This is a genomic window from Stenotrophomonas indicatrix, assembly GCF_002750975.1.
In the GTDB taxonomy this organism is placed as follows: Bacteria; Pseudomonadota; Gammaproteobacteria; order Xanthomonadales; family Xanthomonadaceae; genus Stenotrophomonas; species Stenotrophomonas indicatrix.
Genome location: NZ_PEJS01000002.1, coordinates 13,044 through 35,787 on the forward strand (window position 1 = coordinate 13,044; position 22,744 = coordinate 35,787).

The 22,744-nt window shown below is 68.7% G+C and carries 18 protein-coding genes; 12 read left to right on the forward strand and 6 right to left on the reverse strand.

Annotated features, from left to right (window positions below):
• Positions 1-16: 16 nt before the first annotated feature.
• The 3 genes from CR918_RS19095 to folE form a co-directional block, all read right to left on the reverse strand.
• Positions 17-718 (reverse strand): DUF4194 domain-containing protein, encoded by a 702-nt coding sequence (locus CR918_RS19095; RefSeq protein ID WP_025875661.1) that lies wholly within the window; start codon positions 716-718, stop codon positions 17-19.
• On the reverse strand, positions 705-2,174 hold the full coding sequence (locus CR918_RS19100) for a DUF3375 domain-containing protein (RefSeq protein ID WP_025875659.1): 1,470 nt from the start codon (positions 2,172-2,174) through the stop codon (positions 705-707). The genes CR918_RS19095 and CR918_RS19100 overlap by 14 nt, the downstream gene beginning before the upstream one ends.
• Before the next feature lie 109 nt (positions 2,175-2,283).
• The gene (folE, locus tag CR918_RS19105) at positions 2,284-2,895 is read right to left on the reverse strand and encodes a GTP cyclohydrolase I FolE (RefSeq protein ID WP_089241981.1); all 612 of its coding nucleotides are present in this window, start codon (positions 2,893-2,895) and stop codon (positions 2,284-2,286) included.
• A gap of 623 nt (positions 2,896-3,518) precedes the next feature.
• Here folE and CR918_RS19110 point away from each other — a divergent pair.
• The 6 genes from CR918_RS19110 to CR918_RS19135 all read left to right on the forward strand — a co-directional run bounded on the left by CR918_RS19110 (position 3,519) and on the right by CR918_RS19135 (position 9,198).
• A complete protein-coding gene (locus CR918_RS19110) occupies positions 3,519-3,974 on the forward strand; it encodes a MarR family winged helix-turn-helix transcriptional regulator (protein WP_025875653.1) in 456 nt (151 codons plus the stop codon).
• Positions 3,975-4,081: 107 nt separating this feature from the next.
• A complete protein-coding gene (locus CR918_RS19115) occupies positions 4,082-4,291 on the forward strand; it encodes a DUF1656 domain-containing protein (protein WP_025875651.1) in 210 nt (69 codons plus the stop codon).
• Complete coding sequence (locus CR918_RS19120; RefSeq protein WP_025875649.1) at positions 4,288-5,205, forward strand: efflux RND transporter periplasmic adaptor subunit; 918 nt, start codon at positions 4,288-4,290, stop codon at positions 5,203-5,205. The genes CR918_RS19115 and CR918_RS19120 overlap by 4 nt, the downstream gene beginning before the upstream one ends.
• On the forward strand, positions 5,202-6,662 hold the full coding sequence (locus CR918_RS19125; protein WP_099844469.1) for an efflux transporter outer membrane subunit: 1,461 nt from the start codon (positions 5,202-5,204) through the stop codon (positions 6,660-6,662). Before CR918_RS19120 ends, CR918_RS19125 begins: the two co-directional genes overlap by 4 nt.
• 3 nt (positions 6,663-6,665) lie before the next feature.
• Positions 6,666-8,705 carry an FUSC family protein gene (locus tag CR918_RS19130; protein WP_099844471.1) on the forward strand — a complete coding sequence of 680 codons (2,040 nt, stop codon included), beginning with the start codon at positions 6,666-6,668 and terminating at the stop codon, positions 8,703-8,705.
• A gap of 94 nt (positions 8,706-8,799) precedes the next feature.
• A complete protein-coding gene (locus CR918_RS19135; RefSeq protein ID WP_099844473.1) occupies positions 8,800-9,198 on the forward strand; it encodes a hypothetical protein in 399 nt (132 codons plus the stop codon).
• Between the two features lie 311 nt (positions 9,199-9,509).
• Here CR918_RS19135 and recD read toward each other — a convergent pair whose 3' ends face one another.
• Genes recD through recC form a run of 3 tightly spaced genes read right to left on the reverse strand, consistent with a single transcriptional unit; the run spans position 9,510 to position 18,399 of the window.
• The gene (gene recD, locus CR918_RS19140; protein ID WP_099844475.1) at positions 9,510-11,390 is read right to left on the reverse strand and encodes an exodeoxyribonuclease V subunit alpha; all 1,881 of its coding nucleotides are present in this window, start codon (positions 11,388-11,390) and stop codon (positions 9,510-9,512) included.
• A complete protein-coding gene (recB, locus tag CR918_RS19145; RefSeq protein WP_099844477.1) occupies positions 11,387-15,061 on the reverse strand; it encodes an exodeoxyribonuclease V subunit beta in 3,675 nt (1,224 codons plus the stop codon). Before recB ends, recD begins: the two co-directional genes overlap by 4 nt.
• Positions 15,058-18,399 carry an exodeoxyribonuclease V subunit gamma gene (gene recC, locus CR918_RS19150; protein WP_099844479.1) on the reverse strand — a complete coding sequence of 1,114 codons (3,342 nt, stop codon included), beginning with the start codon at positions 18,397-18,399 and terminating at the stop codon, positions 15,058-15,060. The genes recB and recC overlap by 4 nt, the downstream gene beginning before the upstream one ends.
• Before the next feature lie 194 nt (positions 18,400-18,593).
• On the opposite strand from recC, the gene CR918_RS19155 reads away from it, so the two are divergent.
• From CR918_RS19155 to CR918_RS19180, 6 genes are read left to right on the forward strand one after another with little or no spacing between them, the layout of a single operon-like run.
• Entirely contained in the window at positions 18,594-19,382 is a 789-nt protein-coding gene (locus CR918_RS19155; RefSeq protein WP_025875633.1) for an ABC transporter ATP-binding protein, read from the forward strand.
• Positions 19,382-20,131, forward strand: a complete 750-nt coding sequence (locus tag CR918_RS19160; RefSeq protein WP_006404088.1) for an MlaE family lipid ABC transporter permease subunit — start codon at positions 19,382-19,384, stop codon at positions 20,129-20,131. Before CR918_RS19155 ends, CR918_RS19160 begins: the two co-directional genes overlap by 1 nt.
• A gap of 58 nt (positions 20,132-20,189) precedes the next feature.
• The gene (gene mlaD / locus CR918_RS19165; RefSeq protein ID WP_006404090.1) at positions 20,190-20,714 is read left to right on the forward strand and encodes an outer membrane lipid asymmetry maintenance protein MlaD; all 525 of its coding nucleotides are present in this window, start codon (positions 20,190-20,192) and stop codon (positions 20,712-20,714) included.
• Positions 20,711-21,373 carry an MlaC/ttg2D family ABC transporter substrate-binding protein gene (locus tag CR918_RS19170; protein ID WP_025875629.1) on the forward strand — a complete coding sequence of 221 codons (663 nt, stop codon included), beginning with the start codon at positions 20,711-20,713 and terminating at the stop codon, positions 21,371-21,373. The genes mlaD and CR918_RS19170 overlap by 4 nt, the downstream gene beginning before the upstream one ends.
• Positions 21,363-21,674: an STAS domain-containing protein gene (locus CR918_RS19175; RefSeq protein ID WP_025875628.1), complete on the forward strand. Its 312-nt coding sequence runs from the start codon at positions 21,363-21,365 to the stop codon at positions 21,672-21,674. Before CR918_RS19170 ends, CR918_RS19175 begins: the two co-directional genes overlap by 11 nt.
• A 1-nt stretch (position 21,675) precedes the next feature.
• Positions 21,676-22,677, forward strand: a complete 1,002-nt coding sequence (locus CR918_RS19180) for an MlaA family lipoprotein (RefSeq protein WP_032978521.1) — start codon at positions 21,676-21,678, stop codon at positions 22,675-22,677.
• Positions 22,678-22,744 lie beyond the last annotated feature (67 nt).

A 22,744-nucleotide genomic window follows, 5' to 3' on the forward strand; every position in this document is an offset into this window, starting at 1 on the left:
GCGGTGCTCGGGTCTCTCAGGCTTCAGCGGCCGGGGTTTCGCGCAGCTGGCGGTAAACCGCCGACAGCTGGGATACGTCTTCGGCGGAGAACAGCAGCTTCAACGCCGGCGAGACTTCGTGGCGATCTTCCTGGCCGCCGAGGCGGGTCAGGATGTGGTTGTCCTTCATCTTCTGCACCGCCGAGGCGACACGGCGGTTGAAGCCGGCGCGGTCGGTGGACAGGTTCTTTTCGTAGATGGCCAGTGCTTCGGCCATTTCAGCATCGGCGACCACGGCGCGGTTGCCACGCGCATCGGCTTCGCCCAGCTGCTGGCGCAGGTACAGCAGCAGCACCGAATCGATGAAGGTCAGCGGCGAGGTGCGCAGCAGTACCGGTGCATCGACATCTTCGGTGTCGGCCTGGCGGGTGAACGCCACGCCACTGTCACGGTCGAGCACCAGTTCCAGGAACAGGTCCGACAGCGCCGAACGGATACCGGCTTCGCTGCGGATCAGTGCCGGCCACAGCTTGGCGTGACGCAGCTGGTCGATGCTGGGGCCGATCAGCAGCTGGCACAGCGCGCGGCGCGCATCCAGCGGCAGGCGGCCGGTATCGCCCATGTAGTAGACGTCGTTGCCGCGGCGGGGCTGGGCCACGGTCGCCACCGGTTCGGCCTGGTAAGCGTCTTCGGCCAGGTCGGCATGCGGTGCGTCGATGGGGTCTTCATGCCAGCTCATGGCGTCTCTCCTGGGTAAACCAAACCAGCGGGATGCGGGCACGACGGATCTGCCCGTCGCCACCTCGCCATTCGGCAAGCTCCTGTTCGCCGGCGATCACGCTGCCAAAGCGCGTGCCCAGCGAGAGGTAGCCGATGACACTGCCCAACCCCTGCGGCGCTTCGCGCTGCGACAGGGCCTGGGCGATGCTGAGTTTCGGCTGCCTGTCGAGCAGGTCGTGCAGGTCGCGGCGCAGGGTGCGGAAATCGATTTCCGACGACGCCACCAGATCGCCCACGCTTTCCAGGCTGATGCTGGCCGCATCGTTGTATTCGACGTTGCCATCGACCTGCGCGCTGCGCGGGTCGTGCAGCTTCCACTGCGACCACGAACGCAGGCGGCTGGTGGTCAGCTGCAGGTCGCGGCCAATGGCGCGCTGCGCCGGGAAGTCATCGCGCAGTGCCAGTGCTTCGGACTGCGCCTGCTTCAACAGCTGGTTGAGGCGGCGCTGTTCCAGGTAGCCGCGGCTCTGCACGAAACCACGCAGGCTGCGCGCGAAGTTCTGCAGCACGTCATGCACCTGGCCACCACGCTCGAGCATGGTGCTGGTGAAGCCGCGCAGGAAGTTGCGCTCGTTGCGATCCAGCCGCCGGGCGAAGCCACGGGCCAGCAGCGTCTCCAGCGCGGCATCGAGCTGGGCGCTCTGTTCGGCGTCGTTGAGCAGGCGCCAGAACGCCTGGAAACTACGCCCCGCGTCGCTCTCGCCGATCACGTCCACGCCTTCGAACAGCTTGGACAGCACGTCGCCGCGCTCGCCTTCGTCATCGATGATGCGTTCGCGGAAATCACGGTTGAGCTGTTCAAAGTCGTCGCGCACGCGGCGGAAGTCTTCGGTCAACTCGTCGGCCAGGCCGATGATCTGGCGCGTACGTTCCAGCGCGCGCTTGCCGTCCAGGGCCGTCACACGGCCAGCGCTGACACGGGCGATCTCGGCATCGATGCGGTCGCGCTCGTCGCGCAATGCGGACAGGCGTGCGTCCGGGTCGGCCTCGGTCTGTGCGGCCAGCTGCGACAGCTGTTCGATCACCAGTGCCAGACGGCTCTCGGTGGCGGCCACGCGGGCCTGCTCCATGCTGTCGGCGAAACGGATCGCCTGCAGCGCCTGGGTCGAGAGCTCGTACTGCTCCTGGTCGGCGCCTTCAGGCAGCCGGCGTTCCAGCCAGCCCTGCGCGAGCCAATGGGCGACGTAGGCCTGCGCGGTACGCGGCAGCTCGCGCGACAACTCGTCGCCGTTGAGCTGGTCCAGCGCACGCTGCAGGCGCTCATTGAGAACCGATGCCGGCAACGTGCGATCGCCGTCCATCAGCAGGCCCTGCAGCAGGCCGATGATTTCCGGTGCGTGGTCGGCGGCGAGCAGCTTCCATTGCGGCTGTTCGCGCAGGTGGCGATAACGGGTGATGCGTTCGCGGTGCTTCATGCAGCGAGATCGGTCGGAAGGGCGCGGCGGCCAGCGCGCGCGCAAAGGCGCGGCGCAGGCACGGCGAAAGCGGCGGCCACGCGCGGCCGCCACCGGGAGGCGACGGCGCTCAGCGCTTGCCGCCCACTTCGATGAAGCGCAGGAACTCGGCGCGGGTGCGGGCGTCCTCGCGGAAGCTGCCCAGCATCTTCGAGGTGACCATGCTGACGCCGCGCTTGTGGATGCCGCGGGTGGTCATGCACTCGTGGGCGCCTTCGACAACGACGCCGACACCGACCGGCTGCAGCACGTCCTGGATGCACTGGGCGATCTGCGCGGTCATCTTTTCCTGCACCTGGAAGCGGCGGGCGTAGGCTTCGACCACGCGTGCCAGCTTGCTGATGCCCACCACCTTGCCGGCCGGCAGGTAGCCGACGTGCACGCGGCCGATGATCGGCGCCATGTGGTGCTCGCAGTGGCTTTCGTATTCGATGTCGCGCAGGACGATCAGCTCGTCGTAGCCGGCCACTTCCTCGAAGGTGCGTTCCATGTAGGCGCGCGGGTCGTCGCGGTAGCCGCTGAACCAGTCGCCATAGGCTTCGGCCACGCGGCGCGGGGTATCCAGCAGGCCTTCGCGGGTCGGGTCCTCACCGGCCCAACGCAGCAGGGTGCGCACGGCATCCTCGGCCTGGACCTGGGTCACGTCGCCCTGCGGGGCGGCCTTTTCGTTGTTCTTGCTCATTGCATACAGCGCCCGAACGGGGGGCGAGCATCGTACCCGACCGGGGGGTGGGTCGTCCTCTGGGGACGGTTCATCGGGAGGCCGCCCGACGCCGGATTGCTATCGATCTGGAGCGGGAAGGGCGGCAGGGCAGGACACGCCGTAAACCCATCCATGGGGGCTCGGTCGGCGCATCCATGCGCCTCACGGTCCTGCCCTGCCGCCCTTCCCGCTCCCTGACGGTTTCCTGCGGGCGCGGCCGGTCCGCCCGAAAGCGGAGTCAAATGCTGGGGTTCATGGCTTCGGAGAGTGCTCTGGTAGCGCCGGGCCATGCCCGGCGAGCGGAGCGGGTGCCACCAGGAGCCGCCGGGCATGGCCCGGCGCTACCGCTCTTGTTCTTGAAGCGCCAACCCTCCGCGCCCGCGGGGTGATGGGAGCGCAGCGCGGGTCGGGCGGTGCAGGACCGTCCGCGGCATGGATGCCGCGGCCGAGCCTACAGGGACGTACTTGCGGCGTGTCCTGCACCGTCCGACCCGCGCTGCCCCAGCCGTAACAACGTGGCGCAACGCTTTCCTCAGTACACCCCACCCATTCAGCAAAACCTATTGATAGGAATGAAATTAGTAGTATCCTATCTATTACTTATGGACCGCCCCCTCGACGAGCGCACCGTGCTGCAGATGCAGCTCAGCTCCGGCCTGCTGTACGCAGGGCGGCAGTGGCAGCGCCTGGCCGACAGCCGGTTGGGCAGCTACGGCATCTCCACCGCCTGCACCATGCCCCTGCTGATGATCGGCCGCTCCGGCGGTGGCATCCGCCAGGTCGCGCTGGCGCAGCAGCTGGGCATGGAAGGCCCTTCCCTGGTGCGCCTGCTGGACAAGCTCTGCGCCAGTGGGCTGGTCCGCCGCGAATGCGATGCCAGCGACCGCCGCGCCAACCTGCTGTGGCTGACCGAGGAAGGCCAGGCATTGGTGCGCGAACTGGAAGACCAGTTGATCGGCCTGCGCCAGGACGTGTTCGGCGAGCTTTCCATGGATGAACTGCATGCCGTGCTGAAGGCATGGCGCCTGCTGGCCGAGGCTGCCGACCGCATCACGTAAGCCCGTTGTCGGTGAATACCGCCGCTGCCGTGCATGCGCCAGCGGCTTTTGCCCGTTGCCGTTGTCCTGTTCCACCTCCCCTTCCCCTACCGTCCCCGCCCCTACCGATGCCCGGTGAATTCAGTCTCCACGGAGTGTTCGTCCCGACCCTGCTCGGGTTGATGGTGTTGGCCTACCTGGTCAACAGCGGCCTGCACGCGCTGCTGCAGCGTGCCGGTGCCTATCGCCACGTATGGCACCCGGCGCTGTTCAACCTGGCCTTGTACGGGATCGTGCTGGGCCTGCTGTTCCACCTCCTGCGTTGGATGCAATCGTGAACAAGATCGTGAAGAAGACCCTGCCGGTGCTGCTTACCTGCGCAGCCGTGATCGTCGCCCTGCTGGTGCTGCGCCAGCTGTGGGTCTACTACATGGATGAGCCGTGGACCCGCGACGCCCACGTCGGCGCCGACGTGGTGCAGGTGGCGCCGGATGTGTCCGGCCTGGTCGAAACGGTGCAGGTAGCCGACAACCAGGCCGTGAAAAAGGGCGACCTGCTGTTCGTGATCGATCGCGCACGCTACCGCATCGCGCTGGAGCAGAGCCGCGCCAGCCTGGCCGAACGCCAGGCATCGGTCGCGCAGCTGCGCCGTGAGATCGGACGCGACCGCAGCCTGCAGGATCTGGTGGCCGCCGAGGACGCCGAAGTCCGCCGGGCCAAGCTGCAGGCCGCACAGGCCGCATTGGCCACCGCACAGGCCGCGGTCGACCTGGCCGAACTCAACCTGGCCCGCACCGAAGTACGTGCACCGGCCAATGGCCGGGTCAACGACCGCACCATGCGCGTGGGCGACTACGTGGTGGCCGGCAAGCCGGTGCTGGCGCTGCTGGATACCGGTTCGTTCCGCATCGATGGCTACTTCGAGGAAACCCGCCTGCGCGGCGTGGCCCCGGGGCAGCGCGTGGACATCCGCCTGATGGGCGAGGACACCCCTCTGCACGGCCATGTCGAAAGCATCGCCGCCGGCATCGAGGATCGCTACCGCAGCAATGGCAGCACCCTGCTGCCGAACGTGACCCCGGCCTTCGACTGGGTGCGGCTGGCGCAACGCATCCCGGTGCGCATCGCCATCGACGAGGTGCCTGCCGGCGTGGAGCTGATCGCCGGGCGCACCGCCACGGTGACCGTGGATACCGGCCGCCACGTGCAGAACAAGAAGGCCGGCGCTGCGCCGACACAGGCGGGCCTGTGAACGCCGCCCTGCCCCGCCTTGGCCTGATCGTCGCGCTGGCCAGCCTGGCTGCGTGCAGAACCGTCGGCCCGGATTACGCATTGCCCGAGGGCTCGGCGTTCAAGCGGCCGCAAGCGAATGCCGCGTTCATCGATACCCACAACCCCGAAGTGGCTGCCAACCAGGCACTGCCGGCACGCTGGTGGTCGCTGTACAACGACCCGGTGCTGGATGGGCTGATCACCCAGGCGCTGCGCGACAACGTCGAACTGAAGGCAGCCGACGCGCATCTGCGCCGCGCTGCTGCGGTGTACGAGCAGGCGATGGACGCCGGTGGCTTCGAGTACGAGGCCGAAGCCGGCGTCAGCCGCGCACAGTTGTCGGCCGAGTCGTTCCTGCAGGAGCACGAGCTGCCGGTGATCAACCTGGCCGACGGCAAGTTCGCGGTGAGCTACCAGTTCGACCTGTTCGGCAAGCTCAAGCGCGGTGCCGAAGCAGCCCGCGCCGACGAACAGTCGGTGGCCGCTGCACGTGACCTGGCCCAGGTGAGCGTGGTGGCCGAGGTGGCCGACAGCTACCTGGAGATCTGCCACGCCAACCACGAACTGCACGTAGCCGAGCATTCCCTGCAGCTGCAGCAGCGCAGCCGTTCGGTCACCCAGCGGTTGATCAACGCAGGCCGCGGCACGCCGCCGGAACTGGCGCGCGCCAATGCCCAGGTCGCGCTGCTGGAAGCCGCATTGCCCCCGCTGCAGGCGCAGCGTTCGGCCGCCGCCTATTCGCTGGCGGCACTGCTTGGGCAGACCCCGGGCCAGCTGCCGGCCGGGGTGATCGACTGCGCGCACGCACCCACCCTTGCCCAGCCGCTGCCGGTCGGTGATGGCCGCGCGCTGTTGCAGCGCCGTCCCGACATCCGCCAGGCCGAACGCAAGCTGGCCTCGGCCACCGCGCGGATTGGTGTCGCCACTGCCGAGCTGTACCCGGACATCCGCCTGGGCGCCTCGGTCGGCGCCGCCGGCCTGCTGGAAGACTTCGGCCAGCCGATGACCCAGCAGTGGTCGTTCGGCCCGCTGATCTCGTGGACGCTGCCGTCCTCGGGCACGCATGCACGCATCCATGCCGCCGAGGCTGGCGCCGATGCCGCGCTGGCCGAGTTCGACCATGCCGTGCTGCAGGCACTGCGCGAAACACAGACCGCACTGGACCGCTATGCGCAGGATCTGCGCCGCCTGCAGTCGTTGCGCGTGGCGCAGGAGCAGGCTGCGATGGCCGCAGAGCAGAACCGCCGGCTGTACCAGGGTGGCCGCACGCCGTACCTGTCCAGCCTGGATGCCGACCGCAGCCTGGCCAGCAGCGATGCCACCCTGGCCGCGGCCGAAGCCCAGGTCTCGCGCGACCAGATCCACCTGTTCCTGGTACTGGGCGGTGGCTGGCAGGACAGTGCCGCGTCTGCGTCTGCGCCGACGGCGGCGAGGTAAGCGATGAACGGGCTGACCGACCGCCAGGCCTGGCTGTTCTCGATCAAGACCTACCTGGCAGCGATCGTCGCGCTGTATATCGCCATGGCCGGCAACCTGTCGCGCCCGTACTGGGCGATGGGCACGGTGTACATCGTCAGCCAGCCGCTGCTGGGCCCGACCCGGGCCAAGGGCGTGTACCGCATCCTCGGCACCCTGGCTGCCGGCCTGGCCACCCTGCTGATGTTGCCCGCCCTGGTGGAAACACCGCTGGTGCTGAGCGCAGCGATGTCGATCTGGCTGGCCGGCTGCCTGTTCCTGGCCCTGCTCAACCGTGGCCCGCGTGGCTACGCGTTCCTGCTGGCCGGCTACACCACTGCATTCATCGGTTTCCCGGCGGTGACCTCGCCGGAGACCATCTTCGACACCGTGGTGGCTCGCAGCGAGGAGATCATCCTCGGTACAGTGGTAGCGGTGCTGTTCGCCTCGCTGCTGTTCCCGGCCTCGGTGCGGCCGATGCTCGGCGCGCGCATCGGCAACTGGATGGAGGACGCGGCGCAGTGGTGCCGGCAGATCCTCGAGCGCGGCCGCGCGCATGCCCCACGCAACCGGCTGGCCGCCGACCTGGTGCAGTTCGAGGCGCTGATCGAGTTCCTGCGCCGCGATGACCCACGCCATGCCGGCGCGGCCGTCTCGATGGAGCGCCTGCGCGAACGCATGCTGTTGCTGCTGCCGGTGCTGTCATCGATCGCCGACCGCCTCAGTGCGCTGCGCAGCGATGGACAGACCCTGCCCGAGGGCCTGCCGACGCTGGTCGATGACATCCACGACTGGATCGACACGCCGTCCAGTGCCAGCGACTACGCGCGCCTGCGCGCACGCATCAGTGCGCTGAAGCCACAGGTGGACCGCGATCTGCAGCACCTGCAGCTGGCCAGCCTGCTGCTGCGCCTGGAGGAGCTGGTGGACCTGTGGCAGGACTGCCGCACCCTGCAGCACGCGATCGACCAGGGCACCGCGCCGCTGGACCGTGCGCACTACCGCATCCGCACCGAACGCGCCGCCACCGACAAGCACGTCGACTACGGCATGGCACTGTTCTCCGCGCTCAGCGCCGGCGTGGCGCTGATGAGCTACTGCGTGCTGTGGATCGGCCTGGGCTGGGAGGGCGGTGGCAACGGCGCGATGATGGCCGCGGTGACCGCCGCGTTCTTCGCGGCACAGGACGACCCGGCGCCGAGCATGGTCTCGTTCCTGGTGTGGGCGATGGTGGCTTCGCTGGTCGCCGGCGTGTACCTGTTCGGCGTGTTCCCCGCCGTGCACGACTTCGGCCTGCTGGCGCTGGTGCTGGCAGTGGTGTTCCTGCCGTTGGGCCTGCTGCTGCACCACCCGAAGAGCGCGCTGTTCGCGCTGCCGCTGACGGTCAACCTGGCTGCGCTGCTCAGCCTGCAGAACACCTACAGTGCCAACGTGCAGACCTTCGCCAACTCGTCGATCGCGATGTTCATCGGCATTGGCTTTGCGGTGGTGATGACCCGGCTGTTCCGCTCGGTGGGTGCCGAATGGACCGCGCGCCGGCTGGTACGGCAGGGCTGGACCACGCTGGCCGAGGCGGCCGAAGGCCGTGGCCAGCAGGATCGCCAGCGCTTCGCCGCGCGCATGCTGGATCTGCTCGGCCTGCTGGCACCGCGCCTGGCGGCGACCCCGGAAGGCAGCGACATCGCCTCGGTGGACATGCTCAACGAGGCGCGCATCGGCCTGAACATCCTGCAGCTGCGCCGCGCCCGCCTGGAGCTGCCGGAGCGCAGCCGTGAGGCGGTCGAGCACATCCTGGAGGAAGTGGCCGTGCACTATCGGCGGCAGATCGCCGCACGCAAGCCGATTGTGGCGGCCGAGGCGCTACGCGAACGGCTGGACACCTCATTGGGCCGGGTCGGCAGCGTGGCCGCCTGCAAGGCGCGCGACGAGGCGCTGATGGGCCTGGTCGGTCTGCGGTTTGCGCTGTTCCCGGAAGCGAAGGCGTTGGCGCCGGGATTAGCGGACGCCGCAGCGCCGTCCGTCTGATGCGATCCACCGGGCATGGCCCGGCGCTACCATCGTCATCCGGTAGCGCCGGGTCATGCCCGGCATCCTTACGCCACGGCAACAGGACGGTTCAATGAGTTACGACATGATGGTGTTCGAGGCCAGCGTCGCCCCGCGTGAAGCGGCGGCGTTCATCGCCTGGTTCGAGAAGCAGGCGCAGTGGAACGAACGTCACGAGTACGACGACCCGGCGGTCAGCAGCCCGGCGCTGCAGGCATGGTTCGCGGAGATGGCGCAGGAATTTCCGCCGATGAACGGCCCGCTGAGCAATGACGATGATGATCGCGCCGAGGTGACCGAGTACAGCATCGGCCGCCATGTGATCTATGGCGCGTTCGCGTATTCGGTGGCCGAGCGCGCGCATGGGCGGGTGCAGGACCTGGCCGAGAAGCACGGTGTGGGGTTCTTCGATGTCAGTGCGGATGAAGCGGCGATCGTGTATCCGGATGGGTTGGTGTTGATGCCGGAATAGATTTGGCGGCAGGGCTGCGCCCTGCACCCGCCGAATCAACGGCAGCGGCAACGTCAACATCAAATGCGTGCTCTCCGTGGGTTGGCGGGGTGGGTCCGGTTGCGGGGGACGCTGCAAGTACGTCCATGTAAGCTCGGTCGCCGCATCCATGCGGCTCACGCCCCCGCAACCGGACCCACCCCGCCTTCGACAGATTTCCGCGATCTGTCGGAATGGCATGGCCTGCTTCTGGTGGGTGTCGACCTTGGTCGACACGGTAGATCCACGCCGTGCGTGGATGAAGGTGACCGACGTGATGGTAAGGCTGGCGTTTAGAACAACGTGCCTTGCACGGTGGGTTCTTCGCCGCGCGCCGGTTCCTCGGTTACCTCTTCCGCACCCAGTCGCCAGGCCAGGCCACCGAGGCGGCTGGCATGTCGTTTCAATGCCGCCTCCAGCACCTCGGCGCTACCGGCCACCTGCAGGCGCTGGCGGGCGCGGGTCAGGCCGGTGTAGACCAGTTCGCGCGACAACACGCGGCTGTCCTGCCTCGGCAGCTGCAACCACACTTCATCGAACTCCGAACCCTGCGCCTTGTGCACGGTCATCGCGAACGCGCTCTCGTGTGCGGGCAACGCTGCCGGGTGGAAGGCGCGCGGCTGGTCGGCGGTCTCGCCGGGGAACCAGGCCACCATCGCACCGCTGCCATCGCGCAGGCAGATGCCGATATCGCCGTTGAACAGGCGGTGGCGGTAGCTGTTTTCGGTGATCAGCAGCAGCCGGCCCTGGAAGTAGCCCGGGGTGTTGCCAGCCAGCAGCTGTTCAATACGGCTGTTGAGGCCACGCGCGCCCTGCGGGCCTTCGCGCAGTGCGGTCAGCACGCGCAAGCGACCGGCCTGCTGCAGTGCCTGCGCCGGGTCCACTGCGTCGGCCAGTGCGCGCCAGTGGTCGAGCAGATGCTCGCGCTGGCCACGCAACGGGTCCGCCTCGCCTTCATGGAAACGGACACCAGCCAGCCCGCCACTGCGCAGCAGGCGCAGGGCGGTACCACTGTCACCGCCACGCACGGCCTGCGCCAGCGGCGCCAGGTCCAGCGCATCACTCTGCCGGTAGCCACGCTGCAACTGCACGCGGCGACCTGCGAACGCGCGCGGCGGTGCCTGCGGCTGCAGCGTGGCCGCTGCCAGCAGTCCATGCAGCGCCTGCGCATCGTCGGCACGGGTGCCGATGCCATCGCCGCTGGCGCGCAGGATGGCGCTGAGCACATCACCGGCTTCCACTGACGGCAACTGGTCGGGATCGCCGAGCAGGATCAGGCGGGTACCGCTGGCGATCGCGTCGACCAGCTTGGCCATCAGCGGCAGGTCGATCATCGAGGCTTCGTCGACCACCACCACGTCCACCGGCAACGGGTTGTCGGCGTGATGGCGGAAGCGCGGTGAATCGGGAATCACCCCGAGCAGGCGATGCAGGGTGGTGCCTGTGCTGGGCAGCGCGGTGCACAGCGCCGGGTCCAGCCCCTGCTCCTGCAGCCGCTGGACGGCCAGGCGCAGGCTTTCGGCCATGCGCTCGGCGGCGCGGCCGGTGGGTGCAGCCAACGCTACCTTCGGCACGGGCAGGCCCTGGTGCTGCGCCTGTGCCGCCAACAGCAGCAGCAGGCGGGCGATGGTGGTGGTCTTGCCGGTACCGGGGCCACCGGTGACCAGGGCCAGCGGGTGGCGCAGGGTTACGCCAGCCGCACGGGCCTGGTGGTCCTCACCCGTTGCGGCGTGCGGGAACAGACGCGCGAACAGGGGCGCCACGGCGGCCATGTCCGGTGCAGGCAGCGGATGGCGGCCGATGCGTTGCAGGCCGACAGCCAACTGCCGCTCGTATTCGCGGTAGCGGCGCAGGTACAGCAGACCGTTCTCCAGCACCAGCGGCGCTTCCGCGGCGGCGGCGTTGGCATCCTGCGGGGTCGCCACCCAGGGCGAGGCTTGCAGCTGCGCCAGCCACTGCGCAGGTTCGGGCCATGCCGGAATGCCATCGATCACGCGCTGGGGCTGGCGCGGATCGAAGCCAGCGTGCCCCTGCGCCACGGCCAGCGAGGCCAGTGCGGCGGCCAGTGCCACGTCGTCCGGCGTGTCCTCGCGCAGGCGCTTGAGGCTGATGGCCAGGGCGTGGTCCAGGGTGCGCAGCTGGCCACTGCGATGCAGATCGCGCAGCAGGTTCATGCGGTTTCTCCGCGCGCGCGCGCCGCCATCTCGGCCTGGGCTGCTTCGCCGCCCGCAAACAAGGCATCCAGCGCATCCACCAGCTCAGGCGCGAAGCGCTGCACGTGCACGCCGTTGCCGGCGATATCCAGGCCCCGGCAGAACAGATAGCGGATACCGCCCATGTCGCGCGCGTAGTCGTATGCCGCGCCCAGGCGGAAGCGCAGCCAGCGATGCAGGGCCACGGTATAGATCAGCGCCTGCAGGTCGTACTCGCTGTGGCGCATGGCGATCTCCAGCAGGTCCGGGCTGTAGCCCGGCAACCGGTTGGATTTGTAGTCCAGCACATACCAGCGGCCATCGCGCACGTAGGTCAGATCGATCTTGCCGGTCATCAGGCCTTCCAGCCTTCTGCGCAGGCCGAAACCGCGCCGTGCGCTGGAGATGCCGTGCTCGTGCAGCAGCTGCAGCAGCACCGGTACTGCGGTCGGCTCGATGGCGAAGTGGAACTCGATTTCGGCCCGGCGCTCATGCTCGGGCACGCTGCACAGCGCACCGCCTTCGGGCAACGGTACGGTGAGGGTGTGGCCGACCAGCGGCACCAGCACCGCCACGCCATCGTCCAGATCCTCGTCGGCATAGCCTTCGTCGTGCAGCGAGCGGCGCAGCACGTCGGCCTGTCCCTCCGGTGCCGGTTGCTGCGGCTGCCAGTGCGACCACAGTGCGAAGTCGACGTTCTCCAGTGCATCGTGCAGCACATTGCCGAAGCGGCTGCCCATGAAGCGCGGATCCGGCGGCGCAGTGTCTTCTGCGGCAGCGTCCGGCAGCGCCGGTTCCAGCGGCAGCTCGGCACCGGCGGGTTCGTCGGCAGCCGGTGCCGGCAGTTCGGTGGCCGCCGCTTCGATATCGTCGCCGTTGCCAGCGTCGGCATGCGCCAGCTGGGTGAAGCTGTAGACCCACCAGTCATGTGGCACCCGGCGGGTCAAGGCACGCACCGCAGGCAGCTCACCTTCGGTTTCGGCCAGCAGCTGCGGCAGGCGGCCAGGCGGCGCACTGTCATCCAGGTCTACGTCCGCGTGCGTACGCAGCGCCTGCAGGTCGCCGAGCAACGGCGCCAGGCGGGTCTTCGCATGGCCTGCCAGATCGCCGGTGGCGATCCACAAGGCATGCTCGGCGCGGGTCAGGCCGACGTACAGCAGGCGCGCGTCTTCTGCACGCTGTTCGCGCTCGCGCTGGCTGCTGGCCGTGTCCCAGGCGTCGTCCCTGTCCAGCTTCCAATGCAGTTGGCGCTCACCCTGCAGGTGCACGGTGCAGTGGGTGGCGGTGTTCGGCGCGCCGCCATCGATGCCCACGAACGGCAGGAACACCAGCGGGTATTCCAGGCCCTTGCTCTTGTGCAGGGTGATGATCTGCACCCGTCGCGCGTCGGACTCCAGCCGCAGCAGCTGTTGCTCGTCATCCTGGTCGGCATTGGCCATCTGCCCCTGCAGCCAGTCCAGCAGGCCGTGCATGCCCAGTGCCTGCGCGGAGGCTTCCTGCAGCAGTTCGCCCAGCTGCAGGTAATTGGTCAGGCGCCGCTCGCCATCGATCAGCGCCAGCAGGCGCTCGCCCTGCGCGGCGCAGACATCGGCCACCACCGCGAACGGGCCGCCACGCTGCCAGCGCTCGCGCCAGTGCAGCAGCTGTGCCTGGAACCCGCGCTGCAGGTCCCCCTCACGCTCCATGCTGGCAATCGCGCTTGCGCGCTGCCCCAGCAGTACCGTTGCCAATGCAGTACGCAGTCGCCCTTCGTCGGCCGGTTGCAGCAACGCCAGCAGCAACGCACGCAGGTCACGGGCCTCGCTGGTGGCAAACAGGCTCTGCTTGCCGGCCGCCACCGCGGGAATGCCGACTGCGGCCAGTGCACGCTGCACCAGCGTGGCTTCGCGATGCGAGCGCACCAGCACGGCGATATCGCCGGGTTGCACCGGGCGCCCACGCAGCAGCGCGGTGCCGGCACGCGCCTCCAGCAGGATCTGGTGGATCGCGGCCACACAGGCCTGGGTCGCCGCGTCGCGCGACGCATCGGCGCCAAGGGCCTTTTCACCGTCGCTGCGCAGCAGGCGCAGGGTCAGCGCCGGTGCGGCCCGGCCATCGCGCAGGTAGTCCTCATCGACACGCACGCCACCGGGCCGCACCGGCTCGAACCGGATGTCGCGTTCGAGGAAGGCATCTTCGCCAGCGTTGTCGTACAGCGCCTGCAGCGCGCGCAGCACGGCCGGGCGCGAGCGGAAGTTCTGGTCCAGCGCCGGTGCCTGCTCGGCCACCTGCTTGGCTTTCAGGTAGGTATGGATGTCGCCGCCGCGGAAGCCATAGATGGCCTGTTTGGGGTCACCGATCAGGAACAGCGCCGGCTGCAGCCCCAGTTCGTCCACCTCCGGCGAGGCACCGAACACGGTATGGAAGATGCCCCACTGGCGGTCATCGGTATCTTGGAATTCATCGACCAGGGCGATGCGGTACTGCGCCCGCAGCTGCTTGACCAGGGCCAGCCGCTGCGGGCCTTCCAGCGCGCTGGCGACGCCGTCGATCAGATCGTCGTAGGTCTGCACGCGGCGCACGCGCTTCAGCGCCGACAGGCGCTGGGTGGCTTCCTCGCGCAGGGCGTGCAGGAAGTTCAGTGCCGTGGCACGCAGCCATTGTTCGCGCTGGGCCAGCAGTGCCACGTAGCGCTCAAGCGGTGCCTGCAGCGGCGAGGACGGTGTGCGGTCGGCGAACTTCTTGTTGGTTTTGGCCACCAGCGCATCGGGCAGCAGCGCCGGCAAGCGGTCGCTGGACAGCAGTTCGGCTGCGTCGCCGCGCTCGGCCCAGCCCAACAGCTGCCGGCCCAGCGGGTGCAGCCAGCCCAGCTTGTAGGAAACGCCGTTGATCCACTTGTTGTCGACCGCTTCGCACAGGTCCAGGAAGAAGCGCTCACCGTGCTCGCGCACGGCCATCGACAGTTCCGCCGCCGTGCCCTGCAGCGCCGGGCGCGGATCGTCCACGGCCAGCGGCTGCAGTGGCGGGTGCAGCGGTGGCGATGCCAGCAGCGCGCGCAGGTCAGCCGCCAGCGCGTCCGGGTGGGACCACAACCAGGTCAGCGGTTCCAGCGTTGCCGGGTCGTTGGCATGCACACGCCAGAGATCGGCGGCCAGCTCTTCCAGCAGCTCGCGATCGCTGGCCAGCAGCTCGGGCGGGTCGAAGGTATGCCCGCTTTCGAGCGCATGTTCGCGCAGCACGCGGGTGCAGAAGCCGTGGATGGTGAAGATCGCAGCCAGATCGATCTCGTCGGCGGCTACCTGCAGGCGCCGCTTCAACGCTTTTGCGGTTTCCGTGCCGTCATGCAGATGACGTTGCAGCACCTGCCGGGTCAGCAGCGCATCGGGTGTTTCATCGTCGCCCGGCTGCAGATCGACCAGGCGCGCAGCCAGGGCCAGGCGCTCGCGGATGCGCTTGCGCAGCTCCTGGGTGGCGGCGTCAGTGAAGGTCACCGCCAGGATCTGGCCGATACGCAGGCCCTGCTCGACCACCAGACGGGTGAACAGCGTCGCCAGGGTAAAGGTCTTGCCGGTGCCGGCACTGGCTTCGATCAGTCGCGTGCCGTGCAGCGGCAACGCCAGGTAAGGGTCGGGGCAATGCGTGTTGATGGAAGCGCCCTCGGCACCGCTGCTCATGCGTGGCCCGCCTGTGGATCATTGCCGAAGCTGCGCCCTTCGCGCACGGCGCTGAAGACCACCTGGCTGTTGCGCAGCAAGTCGGCGTAACTGGCGTCGTCGGCGAACGGGTCGGCGCCACGCAGCAGCAGCTGCCAGGCATCACTGTTGGCTTCACCCCAGCTGCGGTCGCTGCCCTGCCATTGTTTCCAGCCTTCGCTACGCTGCTTTTCCACCGGCGCGTTGAACAGCACCCAGCCGGTATAGGGCGCAAAGCGCAGTGGTTCGCGCAGCCCACGCTGGCGCAGCTGCAGCAGCGCGCGCAATGCCGCGCGTGCTGCGGGCACGGTCAAGGCAGGCAATGCATGCGGACCGGGGCCGGCATCACCGCCGTCGTAGAACTGCACCAGCGGCAAGGCATCGCCGGCGGCGTTGGCCAGCAGCCAGTCCAGCCCCTGGCGGATCACCGCGTTGCCGTTGAGGGCGCCGGCGCGCAGGCGCACCAGGCCTTCGGGATGGCGATCACCGACCCGACCATGCAGGCGAACGCCGTCGATCTCCACTTCATAGCGGCGGCTCTCCAGCGGCGTGCCCTGCAACCAGCCCAGCATGGCCGTGGCATACGGTCGGGTCTTGAGCCGCTCCACTTCAAACTGGCGCTCGCCGAGGATGCCCGACGGCAGCAGCCCGCGTGCGCGCAGCCGCGGGTACAGCGGCTCGCTGTCACCGGCCAGGGTGGCCTGCACCACGGCCAGCTGCACACTGCGCTTCTCCGGCCCACGCGAGGACAGCACCAGCGGCTCCAGGTCGTCGACGTCCTCGACGTCGTCGGCCAGGCGCAGGCCCAGCGACTGTGCGAGGAACTGCCCGGCCGGATCACACAGGAAACGACGCAGGCTCTCCAGCGAGACCTCTTCTTCCACCGCGTCGTCCACCGGCGGCGGCAGTGCGGCGTCGAACCACGGCAGCAGGCCGCCGCGCTGCCCGCCCAGCCGCCCGGCGGCCGGGTGCCACTGCCGGCGGTAGCTGAAGCGGCGTGGATCGCCGTCACCGAAGGCGGCCGGCGAGAACGGCTGCAGCGCGTGGCGCACGGTGAAGTCCCTCGTGGCGGTCGACGGATCGAGGTGATAGGCCGCGGCGGCATCGATCAGTTCGCTGACCAGCACCGAGGGTTCGCGCACGCTGCCATCGCGCGGGTCCGCGCCGAGGTAGCTGAGGTAGAACACGTCCTGCGCAGCAGCAAACAACTGCAGGAACAGGAAACGATCGTCTTCGCGGGTGGAGCGGTCGCCGGGACGGCGGCGCGGCGTATCCAGTTCGGCGGTGAGCTGGTTGAGGCCGGCGGCCGGGTCGCGACGCGGGAAATCACCATCGTTGAGGCCGAGCACGCAGATCACCCGGAACGGCAGCAGGCGCATCGGCACCATGCGCCCGAAGCTGATGCCACCGGTCAGCAGCGGCGCGCGCGTATCGGCCTCGGCAAGCGCACCGGCAAAGTGCGCACGCACCACCTCCGGTGGCACGCCATCGACGAACCCGGCCTTGTACGCATCCTCGGCGAACTGGTTGAGCAGCTTGCGCAGGCGCTCCAGCGCGCGCTGGCTGTTGGGCGAGCTGGGTGGTGTCGGCAGCAGGGCATCGAGCAGCGACAGCAGGCGCTGCCGCCACTGTGCCGGGGTCAACAGTTCGCCCAGCCGGCGCTGGTAGACGGCCAGCACGCGCAGCAGGCGCAGCAGCCGGTCCAGCGCATCCAGCGCCCCGCCTTCCAGTTCGATCCACGGAGCCACCCCGGCCAGATCCACCTCGCTGCCGGTGGCGTGGCCCAGCAGCAGGCGATCCAGCGCGAACTGCCAGGTGTAGGCGTCATCGCTGGGGGCCTGCAGCTGGTCGCGATGCTGGGCATCCAGGCCCCAGCGTGCGCCTGCCTGCTGCAACCAGCCATGCAGTCGGTCGAAGTCCACCGCTTCCAGGCCGGCGGCCTCGGCCAGGGGTGCACTGGCCAGCAGATCCATCACCTCGTTCAGGCCGAAGCGCGAAATCGGCAGGCCAAGCAGGTGCACGAACACGTCGGCCAGCGGCTCGCCAGCCAACGGACTGCTGTCGGCCAGCGCGTAGGGAATGTGTTCGTCCTCGCCCCCCCGTCCGCCGAACACCGCTTCCAGATAGGGCACATACGGATCGATGTCCGGCGCCAGCACGGCGATCTCGCGCGCCTGCAACGGCGGGTCGAAGCGCGGGTCCTGCAGCAGGCTGCGCAGCTGGTCGTGCAGCACCTGCAGCTCGCGCAGGCGGGTGTGGCAGGCGTGCACCTGCAGGCTCGGGTCGTCGCTGCGCAGGCCATCGCGCAGTTCACCGGAAGGCAAGGCACGACGGTGGAACAGGTCGCGCTGCAGGCGATGCAGCAGGCTGTCGGACAGCCCGCCCTGGTCCATCGTCGGCCGCGTGTCTTGCTCGGGGTCGGAATAAGCCGCGATCTCGCCGGCCGGATGCACCACTTCATAGCTGCCCAGCACCGCCATGAAATCGCGGCCGGCCGCACCCCACGCTTCCAGCAGGCGGTTCTCGCCGGCGGCCTCGCCGAACGGGTCCGGCGCACCGCTGCGCAGGCGCTCTGCCAGGGTCTGCAGGTCGCCCCAGTAGGACTGCACCGGCGTGGGCAGATAGAAATGCAGTTCGCCCACCCGCGACTGGGTGGCCATCACCCGCAGTACGTCGGGCGAGATGTTGAGGGTGGCGAACGCCGACATCCGCGGCGGCAGGCCCTGCGGCAGCGGTTGGCCGGCGCCCTCGAAGCGGTCCAGGTACGCCTGGATGCGGCGCGCGCGGTAACCATGGCCGGCGGCGATGCTGCGCCACAGGATGGCCTGCGGATCGGCCGCGTCGGCGCCGGCTTCCCAGCGCAGCAGCCAGTCGCGGCGCCAGGCCTGGTACTTCTCGAACACCGAGGCCAGTTCGCCGGCCAGCGCCCAGGGTTTGAGCGCGTCGCCCCCGGCAAGATAGGACTGCAGCGCGCGCATCGGTGGCTGTGCCAGCAGCTGCGGATCGCGCAGGGCCTGGTACAGGCGCCAGTGCAGGGCGGCCGCGTCCAGGTCGTCGGCTTCGCCCTCGACATTGGCGTTCAACGCACGGGCGACGAACTCACCGGGGGTCAGGAATTCCAGGTTGGCGGCCACGCCATACTCGGCAGCCAGTGTCGCCTGCAGCCAGCGCCGCATCGCCACCTGCGGGATCAGCACCACCTCCGGCGCCAGCAGCGGCTGTCCCGGCACCGGCACACGCACGTTGCGCGCCAGCAGGGCAGCCAGCACGTCCAGCGAATTGGAATGGTAGAGGCGGAAGTCGCTGCCCGGGTCACTCATCGTGCACAGTGTGCAGCACACCCGCCCGTATTCAATCCCGGGGTACGGTGATCGCGACGGATTGTTCCGGTCGTTTTCGGAATTGTCCCGGTCTGGCGACGGTCCGACCGTGCAACAATACTGCACCGTCCAGTCTGCTTATGTTCAGCAGTCTGACCCGATGCTTCAATGTCGAAAAAACGTTAAGGGTGCCCATGTCGGCTTCCACTCCCAGTCTGGTGCAGTTGTCCAACGTCCGCATCGACCGGAGCGGGCGCACGATCCTGCGCGACGTTTCGCTGCAGGTGCCCAAGGGCAGCATCACCGCGGTGCTCGGTCCGTCCGGCAGCGGCAAGTCGACCCTGCTGGCGGCGCTGACCGGCGAACTGCGTCCGGTTGCAGGCGACGTCACCCTGTTCGGCAAACCCATCCCGCAGCGTACCGCCGAGCTTCTGGAGATGCGCAAGAGCGTCGGCGTACTGCTGCAGGGCAATGGCCTGCTGACCGACCTGACCGTGGCCGAGAACGTCGCCCTGCCGTTGCGCACCCACACCCGCCTGCCGGCACCGGTGCTGCGCCGGCTGGTGCAGATGAAGCTGCATTCGGTCGGCCTGCTGGCCGCCGCCGATGCCTGGCCGCGTGAGCTGTCCGGTGGCATGGCCCGGCGCGTGGCACTGGCCCGCGCGTTGGCCCTGGACCCGCCGCTGATGATCTACGACGAGCCGCTGACCGGGCTGGACCCGATCGCCTCGGGGGTGATCATGAGCCTGATCCAGCGCCTCAACCACAGCCTGGGCCTGACCAGCATCATCGTCAGCCACCACGTGCACGAGACCCTGCCGATCTGCGACCAGGTAATCGCGATCGCCAATGGCGGCATCGTGTTCCAGGGCACGCCGGAGGCGCTGCAGACCAGCCAGGACCCGCTGCTGCAGCAGTTCCTGCATGGCCAGCCCGATGGTCCCATCCCGTTTGATGCCGCACCGCGCGCGAGGGTTGCCTGATGCCGTTCGTGCAAGCCACCCGCTCGCTGGGTCGTGCCGGCCTGTTCTCGCTGACCGTGCTGCGCGGTTCGCTGCCGACCCGTGATTTCCTGGCCGAGCTGACCCGCGAGATCTACAAGATCGGTGCGCGCTCGCTGCCGATCATCGCCGTGGGCGGTGCCTTCGTCGGCCTGGTGCTGACCCTGCAGGGCTACCGCACGCTGACCACCTTCGGTGCGGCCGACGCGCTGTCCACCCTGCTCGGCCTGTCGCTGTACCGCGAACTGGCACCGGTGCTGACCGCGTTGTTGTTCATCGGCCGCGCCGGCAGTTCGATCGCCGCCGAGCTGGGCCTGATGCGCGCCACCGACCAGATCAAGGCGCTGGAACTGATGGCCATCGACCCGGTGGCCAAGGCCGTCGCGCCGCGCTTCTGGGCGGCGGTACTGACCGTGCCGCTGCTGACCGGCATCTTCTGTTCGCTGGCGATCAGTGCCAGCTACTTCGAAGCCGTGCACGTGCTGGGCCTGGACAACGGCGTGTTCTGGTCGGCGCTGCGTGGCAGCGTGGACTTCTGGGACGACTTCGGCGTGGCGATGCTGAAGTCGGCGATCTTCGGTGGTACCGCGGCCCTGGTGGCCGCCTATGTCGGCTTCCACGCCGAACCGACCATCGAAGGCACGTCCGTCGCCACCACCCGTGCGGTGGTCAACGCCTCGCTGCTGGTGCTGATGTTCAACTTCGTACTGTCGGCAATGTTGTTCACCTAACCCCTCCATCGGCGGTGCGCATCGGCGCGCGGCCACCACGACTGATCAGGTAATCCACATGGCCATCCGCGGTCCCAGACTCGAATTCTCCGTCGGCGCCTTCCTGCTGCTGGCCCTGGCCTCGCTGATGGTGCTGGCCGTCGCCTCGACCAACCAGCGCTGGAGCTGGGGTGGCGAAGGCTATGAACTCAAGGCACGCTTCTCCCAGGTCGGCCAGCTGCGCAAGCAGGCGCCGGTGAAGATCGGTGGTGTCACCGTCGGCCAGGTCGCAGCGATCGATCTGGACCCGGTGAAGTTCGAATCGATCGTGACCCTGCGCATGGACAGCAAGGTCAAGGATCTGCCGGCCGATACCTCGGCGGGCATCTTCACCAGTGGTTTGCTCGGCGAGAGCTATATCGGTCTGCAGCCCGGCGGCGATCCCGACGTGCTGAAGCCCGGCGAAGAGATCGTCTTCACCCAGCCGGCCGTGGACCTGATCCAGCTGGTCGGCAAATACATGTTCAGTGGCGGCGCCGGTGGCGGCGCTGCTCCGAAGCCCAACGATGGCGCGCAGGCGCCTGCAACGGAACCGCAACCATGAAGATGAAACTGATCCCGGCCCTGCTCGCCTCGTCGCTGCTGCTGGCTACCCCGTTCCTGGCCCAGGCACAGGCTGCCGCCCCCGCTGCTGCCGCCCCCCAGGGCCAGGCCGGCAAGGTGGTGATCGACGCCAGCACGCGCATCCTCACCACCCTGCAGCAGCGCCGTGCCGAATTCAGCGGCAACCCGGCCAGCCTGCGCAGCTATATCGACAGCGAGCTCAACCGCACCTTCGACCGCGACTATGCCGCGCGCCTGGTGCTGGGCACGCACGCCCGCGGCGCTGCGGACGCTGACATCAAGCTGTTCGCCAATGCGATGGCCGACAACCTGATGCAGCGCTATGGCTCGACCCTGCTCAACATCCAGGGCAAGCCGAGCTTCCGCCTGAAGGGCGAGAGCCCGCTGCCGGGCAACCGCGGCGTGCGCGTGAGCACCGAGCTGGTGCGTGCCGGCAGCGAGCCGACGCCGGTGGAGTACTGGATGCGCAACGAAGGCGGCCAGTGGAAGATCTTCGACGTGAACATCGAAGGCATCTCCTACGTGCAGACCTTCCGCAACCAGTTCGATGCCCCGCTACGACAGAAGGGTATCAAGCAGGTGGCCACCGAACTGCGCAGCGGCAGCATGCAGGCTGGGCCGGCCGGCAATGGCAAATAAGGCGCTGGCGCTGCTGGAAGGTGACACCCTGCGCCTGCGCGGGGTGCTCGACCGTGCAGCGGTGATCGCGCTGTGGCCGCAACTGCAGGCCCTGCCTGCGCAGCTGTCGCGGCTGGAACTGGCGGAGGTCGAGCGCGTGGACAGCGCCGGCCTGGCATTGTTGGCCGAGCTGGCCGCACGCGCGCGCCAGGGCGGCCATCCGCTGACAATCTCCGGCGCCCCCGCCGGCTACAACGAGCTGAGCGCGGCCTACCGGCTGTCGCCCGACCTGGACTTCAACGCTACTTCTGCTGCGAGCTGACATGAACGTCGTGCGCGTTTTCCCCCTGATCCTCCTGGCCGCCGCGCTCAGCGCCTGTGCCGGCAAGCCGGCGCGCAGCGACGCGCCGACCGCCGACACCGTGGTGCCGGCGACGAACACCACCACGGTCGACAACGCTGCTGGTGCGGATGCGCCTGCTGCGAGCGTCGCAGCCGACGCCCCCGTACCTGCTGCGGCCGCGCCGGCACCGGCTACCGCCTCGCAGGGTGCAACCGGCAGTGATGCCACCGCCGCTGCACCGGGCGGCGATGACGACTTCGACGCGCTGTACGGCGCCAATGGCAGCACCACCAGCACTACCGCGTACGACCCGTGGGAACCCTTCAACCGCAAGGTGCACGGGTTCAACAACGCCGTCGACCGCGGTATCGCTCGCCCGCTGGCAACCGCCTATACCCACGTGGTGCCGCGCTTTGCCCGTACCGGCGTGAGCAACTTCTTCAGCAACCTGCGTGCGCCGCTGACCATCACCAACCAGCTGCTGCAGGGCCGCCCCGGCGACGCCTGGGACAGCCTGGGCCGGTTCCTGATGAACAGCACGCTGGGCATCGGTGGCCTGTTCGACCCGGCCAGCAAGGCGATGGTGCCGCGACGCAACGAGGACTTCGGGCAGACCCTGGGGGCCTGGGGCTGGCGTCGTTCGCGCTACGTGGAACTGCCGTTCTTCGGCCCGCGTACCGTGCGTGATGTGTTCGGCCTGGCCGGTGACATCCCGCTGTCGCCGATCCGCCGCATCGAAAGCGACAAGTACCGCATCGGTCTGCAGGGCCTTCAGCTGGTCGATACCCGCGCGCAGCTGCTGGCGATCGACGACCTGCGCGATACCGCGGTGGACGAATACGCCCTGGTCCGCGATGCCTGGATGCAGCGCCGCAATTACCAGATCGAGAACGACCTGCGTGGCAAGCGCGAGCGTGGCAGCGACGATGCGAACTCGCCGATCCCGGTCGATGCGATGCCGATGCCGCAGTGGACCAATTGACCGCTGCCGGCAACGCATGAAAAAACCCCGCCTCGGCGGGGTTTTTTGTTCTACCGGCAGGTGCCAA

Bases quoted from the DNA above. Each gene is read 5' to 3' on its own strand.
- CR918_RS19160 (WP_006404088.1), top strand. From the start codon at position 19,382: ATGCCGTTCGTGCAAGCCACCCGCTCGCTGGGTCGTGCCGGCCTGTTC.
- recC (WP_099844479.1), bottom strand. From the start codon at position 18,399: ATGAGTGACCCGGGCAGCGACTTCCGCCTCTACCATTCCAATTCGCTG.
- folE (WP_089241981.1), bottom strand. From the start codon at position 2,895: ATGAGCAAGAACAACGAAAAGGCCGCCCCGCAGGGCGACGTGACCCAG.
- CR918_RS19175 (WP_025875628.1), top strand. From the start codon at position 21,363: ATGGCAAATAAGGCGCTGGCGCTGCTGGAAGGTGACACCCTGCGCCTG.
- CR918_RS19115 (WP_025875651.1), top strand. From the start codon at position 4,082: ATGCCCGGTGAATTCAGTCTCCACGGAGTGTTCGTCCCGACCCTGCTC.
- CR918_RS19135 (WP_099844473.1), top strand. From the start codon at position 8,800: ATGAGTTACGACATGATGGTGTTCGAGGCCAGCGTCGCCCCGCGTGAA.
- mlaD (WP_006404090.1), top strand. From the start codon at position 20,190: ATGGCCATCCGCGGTCCCAGACTCGAATTCTCCGTCGGCGCCTTCCTG.
- recD (WP_099844475.1), bottom strand. From the start codon at position 11,390: ATGAACCTGCTGCGCGATCTGCATCGCAGTGGCCAGCTGCGCACCCTG.
- CR918_RS19100 (WP_025875659.1), bottom strand. From the start codon at position 2,174: ATGAAGCACCGCGAACGCATCACCCGTTATCGCCACCTGCGCGAACAG.
- CR918_RS19110 (WP_025875653.1), top strand. From the start codon at position 3,519: ATGGACCGCCCCCTCGACGAGCGCACCGTGCTGCAGATGCAGCTCAGC.
- CR918_RS19155 (WP_025875633.1), top strand. From the start codon at position 18,594: ATGTCGGCTTCCACTCCCAGTCTGGTGCAGTTGTCCAACGTCCGCATC.
- CR918_RS19095 (WP_025875661.1), bottom strand. From the start codon at position 718: ATGAGCTGGCATGAAGACCCCATCGACGCACCGCATGCCGACCTGGCC.
- CR918_RS19180 (WP_032978521.1), top strand. From the start codon at position 21,676: ATGAACGTCGTGCGCGTTTTCCCCCTGATCCTCCTGGCCGCCGCGCTC.
- CR918_RS19130 (WP_099844471.1), top strand. From the start codon at position 6,666: ATGAACGGGCTGACCGACCGCCAGGCCTGGCTGTTCTCGATCAAGACC.
- CR918_RS19170 (WP_025875629.1), top strand. From the start codon at position 20,711: ATGAAGATGAAACTGATCCCGGCCCTGCTCGCCTCGTCGCTGCTGCTG.
- recB (WP_099844477.1), bottom strand. From the start codon at position 15,061: ATGAGCAGCGGTGCCGAGGGCGCTTCCATCAACACGCATTGCCCCGAC.